Genomic DNA, 10,994 nt, shown 5'->3' with positions numbered 1-10,994 from the left:
CCGCAATTCTAGGGCCAATGCCCGAAAAAGCGTACGGAGTTTAGCCATGCCAGCCAAAACCCTGATGATCATGGGGACCACATCCGATGCCGGTAAGAGCACGCTTGCCACCGGGCTGTGCCGCCTCCTGGCGCGACGAGGCATCCGGGTGGCCCCGTTCAAACCGCAGAATATGGCGCTCAACAGCGCGGTGACGGTGGACGGTGGCGAGATTGGCCGCTCGCAGGCGGTGCAGGCGCTGGCCTGCGGCATCGAACCGCACACCGACATGAACCCCATCCTGCTCAAGCCCAACAGCAATACCGGCTCGCAGGTGATCGTGCAGGGGAAGGTGCTGTCGAACATGGATGCCGTCAGCTACCACGCCTACAAGCCGCAGGCGATGCAGGCAGTGCTGGAGTCGCATCAAAGGTTGGCCGCACAGTACCAGTTCGTGGTGGTGGAGGGGGCGGGCAGCCCGGCCGAGATCAACCTGCGCGAGGGTGATATCGCCAATATGGGCTTTGCCGAGGCGGTGGATTGCCCGGTGCTGCTGGTGGCCGACATCGACCGCGGCGGGGTGTTTGCCCACCTGGTGGGCACACTGGCGCTGTTGTCGCCGAGCGAGCAGGCCAGGGTGGTGGGGCTGGTGATCAACCGCTTTCGCGGCGACGTGGCCCTGCTGCAACCCGGCATAGACTGGCTGGAACAACATACCGGCAAGCCGGTGCTGGGCGTGCTGCCGTATCTGCAGGGGCTGCATATCGAAGCCGAGGACAGCCTGAGCCAGGGCGCCGCGTTGCCGGCAGCGGGCGCCGCGCAGCGCTTGCGCGTGGTGGTGCCGGCGCTGCCCCGTTTGAGTAATCACACCGATTTCGATGCGCTACGGCTGCACCCGCAGGTGACGGTGAGCGTGGTGCGTGCCGGGGAAACGATCCCGCCGGCCGACCTGATTGTGCTGCCCGGTAGCAAGAACGTGCGCCACGACCTGGACTGGCTGCGCGCCAACGGCTGGGAGCCGGCCATCCAGCGTCACCTGCGCTACGGCGGCAAGCTGATCGGCATCTGCGGCGGTTACCAGATGCTGGGTAAACAGCTGCACGACCCGCTGGGGCTGGAAAGCGCCGCCGGCAGCTCGCCCGGACTCGGCCTGCTCGATATGGAAACCACGCTGACCGCGCACAAGCGGCTGGAGCGGGTGGAGGGGCGGCTGGCATTCGCCGATGCCGCGGTCAGTGGCTACGAGATACACATGGGCGTGTCGAGCGGCCCGGCGCTGGATAAGCCGGCTGTCACGCTGGCCGGCGGCTGTGACGGTGCGGTGTCTGCCGACGGCCAGGTGCTGGGCAGCTACCTGCATGGCCTGTTCGACCACCCGGAGGCTTGCCAGGCCTTGCTGCGCTGGGCCGGGCTGCAGCAGCCGGCGGCGCATGACTACCGCGCCGAACGGGACGCGCATATCGATCGCCTGGCCGACATGCTCGAACAGCACCTCAAGCTGGAACAGCTTGCCGAGCATCTTCCGGCAGGCTGTGGCTTTGCCTGCAGCTGAGTGCCTGCCTTCATCGCATCTAGGGCTGGACTGCCCCGGCTTCTGTAGACATTCCCGCCCCACGCCGGCGCCCACCGCCGGGCTGATGCCGCCCGGGTGACGGTGGCAGCGGGCAACAGATCTCACTTGGCATGCCGCGAGTTCGCGGGCGAGGGCACTGGCCAGGGCCGCTCCGGGGATATCTGCCCAACACGGCGTGGTGCAATGCTTTGCAGGTATTCATATAAATGTGGCGACTTGAATTGGTTACAGTTACCGCCTGAAACCATACAAGCCATGTCATGAAACGCTTCAAGCAAGCTCGTTCTTATCCGGCAGGTTTTCAGCCGGCACATATTGAGCACTGTCGGCAAATACTCGCCAATATGCCATGCCCCGTGCGTTTGCACTGGAACGAACAGGAAGTATTTGCCGAGTTCGATGGCTGGTTATTGGCAAGCGATTTTTTTGCAGTTGTGTGCAGGGAATCGCAGCAAGAGCGGTTTTCACACTATGCAGCGCGCTTGCGCATTTATGGGCAGTTCGGGCAGTCCATTCCGGCAGGCTGGCTGTTTGCCATGAATTACACGGAGCAGAAAATACTGGCTTTGCTCAAGCTGGTTCGGGTATTGCACCTGCTTAATCATTGTGGTCGCCATGGCACAGACCGTGGTTTGCGTATCGATCTGGATCCCCGCATTTGTTATGGCTATAGCGATCACATTGTCGACTTCACCGGTGATCTGCTGACGGTACTGGGATTGCCTGCCCCCTTGCTACGCTTCCAGCTATTTGTCGATTGGCAGACTTTGCGTGCCGGGCAGGAGCTGGTTGCACGCTATCGCGCCAATCGGCACCGGATAGGGCTGGGTGGTTTTGGTGAAGGAGAGCATGACCTGGCATGCCTGTGGTCACTTGAGCCGGACTATCTTGTGCTGGCCACCCGTTTCAGCCAGCGCGCGGTGCTGTACCCATCGGTACGGGAGCAATTGCTGGCACTGCTGCCTGATCTGGTGGCACAAGGATTCCTGCTGGGGGTGGATGAGATCAGCTGTGGTCAGATGGCGCATCTGGCCCGGCAATTGCACGCGCGCTATCTGGCCGGTTCCTTGATTAGTGAACAGCTGAATCAGCCTGCAATGCCATCCGCAATAGCGGCAATAAGCTAAGCAGAACTGTTTGCTTCACCCTGCCTATTCGGCCGCATACAGTCGCTGTATTCCCGCAGCCTGATAGCAAGGCGGGTGCGCGACAGTCACCATTCACCATCGGCCATTACTGTAAAAAAGGATTCACATGGGTATCCGTCGTCTCAACCACGCCGTGCTGTATGTCAGCGATGTTGGCCGCAGCACCGAGTTTTATCGTGAGGTGCTGGGTTTCCGCCCCAAACCGTCGGCAAATCCGGCTCAGGCAGTATTTGCCCAGGCTGCCGATTCCGACAACGACCATGATCTGGCACTGTTCAGCAAGAATGCCGGGCAGCAGCGTGCCGGCGTGTTCAGCCCGAGTGGCGAGCCGCCGGCTGCTAATGAGCCGCCGGCCGGGCTGTATCACCTGGCCTGGGAGGTGGACAGCCTGCCGGAGCTGAAACGGATACGCGACCAGCTGGCCGCCCTGGGGCGGCTGGGGCTGGAGGAAGACCACGGCGCCATACGCAGCGTGTACGGGCACGATCCGGACGGCTTGCTGTTCGAGGTGACCTGGGTGGTGCCGGCGAGCGAATTGCAGGCCGCCGACCGCCAGCAGCAAACCCGCGCACTGGACTGGGCGCGCGACTTGCAGCGTTTTGCCCATCTGTACGCCAGCGCGGCCTGAGCTGCCTGGTGCCACCGCCCTTGTCACGTCGAGTGGCCAGCAGCGCCCCTGGGCTGATGCTGGAGGTGGTGGCAGTCAGGGGGGCTCATGGGGTTCTCCTTGCGGCGTTACGGCGGGGGCCACGATACGGTTGGCCCTGGCGCAGGCTAAGCAAGAAAAACGGCTTGGAAATCCCGTAACACGCATAACAACGGTATGCCGCCGCTGCGGTGTCCGGGCTATGCCGTTGGCTGCAAAAGCAATCCGGATTTCCTTGGTTTGGCCGGCCGGCGGTGGCTGCTAAGGTTGGCCGCACAAGCAGGCGCCAGGTGGCGGGGTGATAGGGAAATCACGCTGCCGCCAGCACCGGTTTTTATTGCCACCAGCCATAGGGGAAACCGCATGAGCATCAAATCCATCAATGTACGCAACCAGTTTCGCGGCGTGATCAAGGAGATCATCGACGGCCCGGTACTGTCGGAAGTGGACGTGCAGACCGCCTCCGGCATCGTCACCTCGGTGATCACCACCCGCTCGGTGCGCGAGCTGGGCCTGCAGGTGGGTTCGGAGGTCATCGCCTTCGTGAAATCCACCGAAGTGTCCATCGCCACCCTGTAAGGAGCGCCATCATGACGACCGCACTGTCCACGCCAGCGCTGGCGCAGCTGTTTACCGCGGCGCGCTCGCAGCACAACTTCAGCAGCCGGCCGATAGGCGACGAGCTGATCGAGCAGCTGTACGAGCTGCTGAAATGGGGGCCGACCGCCTTCAACGGCCAGCCGGCGCGCTATGTGTTCCTGCGCAGCGCCACTGCGCGGCAACAGCTGGCGCCGGCGCTGTCGGCCGGCAACCGCGACAAGACGCTGGCGGCGCCGCTGACGGTGATCGTGGCCTACGACACTGCCTTTCACGAACAGCTGCCCAGCCAGTTCCCTGCTTTCGACGCCAAGGGCCTCTACGACAGCCTGCCGCAGCTGATCGAACCGGGCGCGCGCACCAATGCCACGCTGCAGGCGGGCTATCTGATTCTGGCGGCCCGGGCGCTGGGCCTGGCTGCCGGGCCGATGAGCGGCTTCGATGCCGAGGGGGTGGATGACATCTTCTTTGCCGATGGCCGCTACAAGAGCCTGCTGCTGGTCAACCTGGGCTATGCCGACGGGGCGGTGGCGTTTCCGCGCGGCCCGCGGCTGGCGTTCGACGAAGTGGCCCGCGTGTATTGACCCGGCGCGGGCAGTAAAAAAGCCATGGTGACTAACCATGGCTTTTTTGCGTGCTGCCGGCGGCGCGGCAGCTTCAGGCGCTGTGCAGCGCCCTGGCGGCGCCTGGCCGGCCGGTGGCCACTTCCGGGCCGCCCTGGCACTTGCGGCCAACATAGGCCACGCTGATCTGCCGCTCCCGCGCCATGTCGCGTACACGACGCGCCAGATTGTGGTTGATGAAGTCCAGCATGATCACGATATGGTCGACGCCGGATGGCAGTGGCCGGATCAGGTCCGCCGGCTTGCGGCCGCTCCAGTGCAGGATGTCGGCGTAGCCGGAGGCCTGCAGCGCGCGGCGCGTGGTGTCGATTCTGTCTCCTCCTACGATCATCGCTTTCATGGCATTTCCCCCTGTGTCGATGGCACTACTGTACCCAGCGGCCTGCGGGGCTTGAACCAAGAAAACCGGTAATGCTTATCAGGGTTTCGGGGGGAAGGCGCGTGCCAGGGTTGGCCGCAAGGGAGGGGAGACAGCGGTGCTGGGATGACGCGCAGCAGGCGGCCGGCGGCCGCCTGCCCGGGCAGATGCCGGCTCAGCTCTTGGGCAGGCCGGCCGGGTTGGTCTGCGACTGGGTGATGGCCTCGGAACCCAGGTTCCAGCGCTTCAGCGTCCTGGCGTAGTTGCCGTTGCCGATCTGGACGTTGATGGCGGTGGTGATGGCCGCGGCGAGGCCGCTGCCCTTGCGGGTGGTTACCGCGATGTCGGCGTTCAGCGGCCAGCCGCCGGAGAAGGTGCCGGCCAGCCGGGTCTTGCCATCCTTGGCGGCCTCGAAGGCGGCAATGGCGTTGGGGCCGAGGTAGGCATCGGCGCGGCCGGACTGGATCGCCAGGCGCTGCACCACGTCATCGTCGTAGTACTGCACCTCCACCGGTTTCAGGCCGGCGGCCACGTTCTGCTGGTTCCAGCGCAGCAGAATCTGCTCCTGGTTGGTGCTGGCGCCCACGATCACGCGCAGGCCGGCGATGTCCTTGGGGTCGCGGATCTGTTTGACCGGGCCGGTGCTCTTCACATAGATGCCCAGCTTGTCCTGGCGGTAGGTGGAGAAGTCGAATTTCTCCTTGCGCGCCTCGGTCACGGTGACGTTGGAGATCACCGCGTCGTATTTGCCGGAGCTGAGCCCCAGTGGCCAGTCGGCCCAGGCCACGTTGACGATTTCCAACTTGCGGCCAAGGCTGTCGGCCACCAGCTGGGCGATATCCGGGTCCGAACCCACCAGGGTCTGGGTGTCGGTGGCGAAGGCGGCCAGCGGCAGGCGGCCGCCGTTGATGGCCACGGTCAGCACGCCGTCCTTCACAAAATGCGCGTCCTTGGGGATCTGCCTGATGGCGGCGGCCACCTTGGCAGCGCGCACGCGGCCGGGCTGTTCCGGGCTGAGATCGACCTTGAACTCGGCGGCGGCTACCGGCAGTGCCAGGGTAGCCAGGGCAAGGGCAGTGCCGGCGGCGGCACGGAGCGGGCGGGAAATAGTCATGATGCAGTCCTTTTGTGGATGTGTGATGGCGGCGGGCACACCCGCCGCACGGAGGGAAAGCGTTACAGCACCTTGGCGAGGAATTCGCGGGTGCGGGCGTGGCGCGGCTGCCCCAGTACCTGCGCCGGCGAGCCGGTTTCCAGTACCCGCCCGTGTTCCATGAACACCACCTTGTCGGCCACTTCGCGGGCAAAACCGATTTCATGCGTCACCACCAGCAGGGTGGCGCCGCTGCTGGCCAGCTCGCGGATCACGTCCAGCACCTCGCCCACCAGTTCCGGGTCCAGTGCCGAGGTGGGCTCGTCGAACAGCAGTACCTTGGGTTTCAGTGCCAGTGCGCGGGCAATGGCGACGCGCTGCTGCTGGCCGCCGGACAGCTGGCGCGGGTAGGCGCTGGCCTTGTCCGCCAGGCCGACGCGGGTCAGCAGCTCGCGGGCCAGCGCCTCGGCCTCCTGGCGGGACTGGCCGCGCACCGCCTGCGGCGCCTCGATGATGTTTTCCAGCACGGTAAGGTGCGGGAACAGGTTGAAATGCTGGAACACCATGCCGACCTCGGCGCGCTTGCGCAGGATCTCCGGCTCCTTCAGCTCGTGCAGCGCGTCGTCATGCTGGCGGTAGCCGATCAGCTCGCCGTCGATGGCGATGAAGCCGCTGTCCACGCGCTCCAGGTGGTTGACGCTGCGCAGCAGGGTGGATTTGCCGGAGCCGGACGGCCCGATGATGGCGGTGACGCTGCCGGGTGCCAGCTCCAGCGATACCTGGTCCAGCACCGTGAGCGCGCCGTACTGCTTGCTCACCTTATTGATGGCTACCGCGCCGCCACGGATGCGCGGCAGCGGCTGCCGCGCCGCGCCAGGGTTGGCCGCAGCCGCCGGCGCGGCGGCCGGCTGGCGCAGACGCGCCCACCAGCCCCCCAGCAAACCAGGAGCCACGGTGCGCAGCGCGCCGCGGGCGTAATGGCGTTCGATATGCACCTGAATGGCGGACAGCACGGTGAGGATGATCAGGTACCACACGGTGGCCACCATCAGCAGCGGAATCACCTCCAGGTTGCGGCGGTAGATCACCTGGATGGTGTAGAACAGCTCCGGCAGCGCCAGGATGTAGAGGTTGGACGTGCCCTTGGCCAGGCCGATGATGTCGTTGAAGGCGGTGGGCAGGATGCTGCGCATGGCCTGCGGCAGCACGATGCGCAGCGCCTGGCGGTGGCGCGGCAGCCCCAGTGCGGCGGCGGCCTCGTGCTGGCCCTGGTCCACCGACAGGATGCCGCCGCGGATGATCTCGGCGGAGAACGCCGCCTGGTTCAGCGTCAGCCCGAGCAGGGCGGCGGCAAACGGCGTGATCAGCTGGGTGGTGGACCAGCTGGCGAAGGTGATGTCGGTGAACGGCACGCCCAGCCAGACGGTTTCGTACAGATAGCCCAGGTTGTTGAGGATCAGCAGCAGCACGATCAGCGGAATGGAGCGGAACAGCCAGACATAGCCCCAGGACAGGCTGGCGAGCAGCGGCGAGCGCGACACGCGCGCCAGCGCCAGCACCGTGCCGAGGCTGAAGCCGAACACGGTGCCCAGCGCGGTGAGCAGCAGGGTGCGGCCCAGGCCGGTCAGCACCGGCTCGGCCAGGAACCATTCGGCAAATACCGGCCAGCCCCAGCGCGGGTTGCTCAGTACCGAGTACAGCAGGGCGGCGATGATCAGCGCCGCGGCGATGCTGCCGGCGGTGCGCGCCGGGTAGCGCGCGGGGATGATGCGCAGCTCGGTGTAGTCGTACCAGGGCCGGGGACTGCTGCCGGCACTGCTGTCGCTGCCGGGCAGGCGTGCCACGGCGAGGTGGGTGATGTCGCTCATGATGTGTGTCCTTGCGTGTGATTCAGGCAACGAATGGAATCGGCTGCGCTGCGGCATCCCGTGCCGTGCCGGCCGGGTGCAGGTTTTTTTCGAATGGCAGGGTGCCGTAGCGCGCCGGGTCGGCCTGCAGGTCGAACAGCGGCTGGTAGCCCTGGCTCAGGTACAGCGCCACCGCCTCCGGCTGGCGAAAGCCGGTGGTGAGATAGACGCGGCGGTAGCCCTGCTGCGCGGCCTGCGCTTCCAGCGCCGCCACCATGCTTGCGGCCAACCCCTGGCGGCGGTGGGCGTGGTGGCTCCAGATGCGCTTGAATTCCGCGGTGTGCGCGTCCAGCCGCTTGAAGGCGCCACCGGCAATGGCCACGCCATCGCGCAGCAGCAGCAGGAAGTTGCCCTCCGGCGGCTGGAAGGCGCTGGCCGGGTAGCGGTTCATTTCGGCGCTGGCGCCGGCCGGGCCGAAGTAGTCGCCGTAGCGGCGGTCGTACTCCGCCGTCAGCTCTGCCAGCATGGGGTGCGCGAGGGCGTCATCGGGGGTGGTGAACAGCAGCTGGTCGGCCATATGTGCTCCTATGCCTGTTCGGGCCGCAGGAAACGCTCCGCCAGGCTGGCCCAGTAGGTGGCGGCCAGCGGGATCAGTGCGTCGTTGAAGTCGTAGCGGGGGTTGTGCAGCGGGGCGCTGTCGCCGTTGCCGAAGAACAGGTAGCTGCCGGGGCGCGCCTGCAGCATGAAGGCGAAGTCCTCGCTGGCGGTGCGCGGGCGGAAGTCGGCCGGCACCCGCGCCGCACCCAGGGTGTCGATGGCCACCTGGCGCGCGAACTCGGTTTCCGCCGCGTGGTTCAGCACCGACGGGAAGCCCAGTCGGTAGTCCACCTCGGCCTCGGCGCCAAAGCTCTGCGCCTGCGCGCGCACCAGTTCCGGCACCCGCCGCGCCAGCAGCTGGCGCACCTCGGGGCGGAAGGCGCGGGCGGTGAGCTTCAGCTCCACGCTGTCCGGTATCACGTTGGATGCCGCACCGCCATGGATGGCGCCTACCGTTACCACGCCCATGTCCAGCGGCGGCACATTGCGCGATACCACCGTCTGCAGCGCGGTGATCAGGTGGGCGCTGACCACTATCGGGTCCACCGCGTGCTGCGGCTCGGCGCCATGCCCGCCCTGGCCACGCACGGTGATGCGCGCCTGATCCACCGAGGCCATGGCCGGGCCGCAGACGCAACCCACGTGGCCGCTGTCCACGCCGGGCCAGTTGTGCAGCCCGAACACCGCATCGCAGGGAAAGCGCTGGAACAGGCCTTCGTCGATCATGCGCTGCGCGCCGGCGCCGGTTTCCTCGGCCGGCTGGAAGATCAGCTGCAGGGTGCCGTCGAACTGCCCGGCCTCGGCTAGGTAGCGCGCCGCCGCCAGCAGGATGGCGGTGTGGCCGTCATGGCCGCAGGCGTGCATCACCCCGGCATTGACGCTGGCGTGGGGCAGGCCTGTGGCCTCCTGTATCGGCAGCGCGTCCATGTCGGCGCGCAGGCCCAGCCGGCGGCTGCCGCTGCCGCGTTGCAGGGTGCCCACCACGCCGGTGCCGGCGATGCCGGTGCTGACCTCATAGCCCCAGCCGGCCAGCAGCTGGGCTACGATGCCGGCGGTGCGCACCTCCTGGAACGACAGCTCCGGGTGCCGGTGCAGGTCGCGGCGCAGCGCGACGAACTCGTCGGCAAAGCCGGCGATGTGGGCGGCAATGCGCTCGGCCGGCGCCAGCCTGGTCACGATATCGGATGTGCCCATCACGCCACCTGCTGCCGTGCGTGTTGCTGGTAGCGGCTCTGCTTGCGTGCCAGCCCCAGGTGGTCGCGCAGGGTGTTGCCCGGCAGATCGCGCTGGTAGCAGCCGCGCGCTTCCAGCAGCGGAATCACGTACTGGATGAAGTCGTCCAGCCCCTGCGCGCTGACGGCAAAACCGAGGATGAAGCCGTCGGCGGCACCGGCGTCTATCCAGCGGATGATCTCGTCGGCCACCTCCTCGCCGCTGCCCACGAACTGGTCACGCGGGGTGGCCGCCTCCAGCGCCACCTGGCGCAGGGTCAGGCCGCGCTGGCGGGCGTCCTCCTTGATGCGGTCGGTGGTGGAGCGGAAGCTGTTGCGGCCAACCTCGCCAAGCTCGGGGAAGGGGGCATCCAGCTCGTACTGGCTGAAATCGTGGTGGTCGAAGAAGCGGCCCAGGTAGGCCAGCGCCTCGTCGATGGTGAGCAGTTCGCGTATGCGCTGGTTCTTGGCTTCGGCCTCGGCACGGGTGGCGGCTACCACCGGGTTGATGCCGGGGAAGATCTTCACCTCGTTGCTGCCGCGGCCGTGGGCCACGGCGCTGGCTTTCACCTGGTGCAGGAACTGGCGGGTGTCCTCCAGCGACGGCGAGTGGGTGAACACCGCGTCGGCATACTTGCCGGCCAATGCGATGCCGGCATCGGAGGAGCCGGCCTGGAAGATCACCGGCTGCCCCTGTGGCGAGCGGCTGATGTTCAGCGGCCCGGCCACCTGGAAGAAGCGGCCCTGGTGGTTGAGGGTATGAAGCCTGGCCGGGTCGAAGAACTGACCGCTGTCGCGGTTGCGCACGAAGGCGTCATCGTCCCAGCTGTCCCACAGGCCCTGGGTGAGCTGCAGGTATTCGTCGGCGATCTCGTAACGCAGCGCATGTTCCGGGTGCGGGCGGTTGTAGTTGCTGGCGCTGCCTTCCAGCGGCGTGGTCACCACGTTCCAGCCGGCGCGGCCGCCGCTGATCAGGTCCAGCGAGGCGAACTGCCGCGCCACGGTGAACGGGTCGCTGTAGGAGGTGGACACCGTGCCGGCCAGACCAATCTTGCTGGTGGCGGTGGCCAGTGCCGACAGGATGGTCAGCGGCTCGAAGCGGTTCAGGAAATGCGGAATCGACTTCTCGTTGATGTACAGGCCGTCGGCCACGAAGGCAAAGCGGATGCCGGCGGCCTCGGCCTTGCGCGTGGTGTCGATGTAGAAATCCAGGTTCACGCTGGCGTCGGCCGGGCCGGACGGGTGCTTCCACGAATTCATGTGGCCGCCGGCACCGTGCAGCATGATGCCGAAAGGAATGGGTTTGGCTTGGCTCATGGATG

At 66.4% G+C, this 10,994-nt stretch carries 11 protein-coding genes and 1 pseudogene; 5 read left to right on the top strand and 7 right to left on the bottom strand.

Annotated elements, in window-relative coordinates; translation table 11 throughout:
* Nucleotides 1-46 precede the first annotated feature (46 nt).
* The 5 genes from PSELUDRAFT_RS15910 (at nt 47) to PSELUDRAFT_RS15890 (ending at nt 4,527) form a co-directional block, all read left to right on the top strand.
* On the top strand, nt 47-1,531 hold the full coding sequence (locus PSELUDRAFT_RS15910; RefSeq protein ID WP_088967765.1) for a cobyric acid synthase: 1,485 nt from the start codon (nt 47-49) through the stop codon (nt 1,529-1,531).
* A gap of 281 nt (nt 1,532-1,812) precedes the next feature.
* Nucleotides 1,813-2,679, top strand: a complete 867-nt coding sequence (locus PSELUDRAFT_RS15905; RefSeq protein WP_088967764.1) for an EAL domain-containing protein — start codon at nt 1,813-1,815, stop codon at nt 2,677-2,679.
* 127 nt (nt 2,680-2,806) lie between these two features.
* A complete protein-coding gene (locus tag PSELUDRAFT_RS15900) occupies nt 2,807-3,328 on the top strand; it encodes a VOC family protein (RefSeq protein WP_088967763.1) in 522 nt (173 codons plus the stop codon).
* 381 nt (nt 3,329-3,709) lie between these two features.
* Nucleotides 3,710-3,925, top strand: coding sequence for a molybdopterin-binding protein (locus PSELUDRAFT_RS15895; RefSeq protein WP_088967762.1), 216 nt, complete (start codon nt 3,710-3,712; stop codon nt 3,923-3,925).
* A gap of 11 nt (nt 3,926-3,936) precedes the next feature.
* Entirely contained in the window at nt 3,937-4,527 is a 591-nt protein-coding gene (locus tag PSELUDRAFT_RS15890) for a malonic semialdehyde reductase (protein WP_088967761.1), read from the top strand.
* A 73-nt stretch (nt 4,528-4,600) separates the two neighbouring features.
* Here the strand turns inward: PSELUDRAFT_RS15890 and PSELUDRAFT_RS15885 are convergent, their stop codons facing one another.
* The 7 genes and pseudogenes from PSELUDRAFT_RS15885 to PSELUDRAFT_RS15860 all read right to left on the bottom strand — a co-directional run bounded on the left by PSELUDRAFT_RS15885 (nt 4,601) and on the right by PSELUDRAFT_RS15860 (nt 10,989).
* On the bottom strand, nt 4,601-4,906 hold the full coding sequence (locus tag PSELUDRAFT_RS15885; RefSeq protein ID WP_088967760.1) for a DUF2325 domain-containing protein: 306 nt from the start codon (nt 4,904-4,906) through the stop codon (nt 4,601-4,603).
* A 193-nt stretch (nt 4,907-5,099) separates the two neighbouring features.
* The gene (locus PSELUDRAFT_RS15880) at nt 5,100-6,038 is read right to left on the bottom strand and encodes an ABC transporter substrate-binding protein (RefSeq protein WP_088967759.1); all 939 of its coding nucleotides are present in this window, start codon (nt 6,036-6,038) and stop codon (nt 5,100-5,102) included.
* 62 nt (nt 6,039-6,100) lie between these two features.
* On the bottom strand, nt 6,101-6,874 hold the full coding sequence (locus PSELUDRAFT_RS19690; protein WP_369800123.1) for an amino acid ABC transporter ATP-binding protein: 774 nt from the start codon (nt 6,872-6,874) through the stop codon (nt 6,101-6,103).
* Between the two features lie 129 nt (nt 6,875-7,003).
* Nucleotides 7,004-7,885, bottom strand: a pseudogene (locus PSELUDRAFT_RS19865) (amino acid ABC transporter permease); the annotation flags it as partial.
* Between the two features lie 22 nt (nt 7,886-7,907).
* Nucleotides 7,908-8,441, bottom strand: coding sequence for a GNAT family N-acetyltransferase (locus PSELUDRAFT_RS15870; RefSeq protein ID WP_088967757.1), 534 nt, complete (start codon nt 8,439-8,441; stop codon nt 7,908-7,910).
* Between the two features lie 8 nt (nt 8,442-8,449).
* On the bottom strand, nt 8,450-9,655 hold the full coding sequence (locus PSELUDRAFT_RS15865; protein WP_088967756.1) for a M20 aminoacylase family protein: 1,206 nt from the start codon (nt 9,653-9,655) through the stop codon (nt 8,450-8,452).
* Nucleotides 9,655-10,989 carry an LLM class flavin-dependent oxidoreductase gene (locus tag PSELUDRAFT_RS15860; RefSeq protein WP_088967755.1) on the bottom strand — a complete coding sequence of 445 codons (1,335 nt, stop codon included), beginning with the start codon at nt 10,987-10,989 and terminating at the stop codon, nt 9,655-9,657. Before PSELUDRAFT_RS15860 ends, PSELUDRAFT_RS15865 begins: the two co-directional genes overlap by 1 nt.
* Nucleotides 10,990-10,994: the final 5 nt, after the last annotated feature.

This window comes from Vogesella sp. LIG4 (genome assembly GCF_900090205.1).
In the GTDB taxonomy this organism is placed as follows: domain Bacteria; phylum Pseudomonadota; class Gammaproteobacteria; order Burkholderiales; family Chromobacteriaceae; genus Vogesella.
Note: the sequence above shows the minus strand (reverse complement) of the source record. Positions and strands in the feature narration are given on the sequence as shown.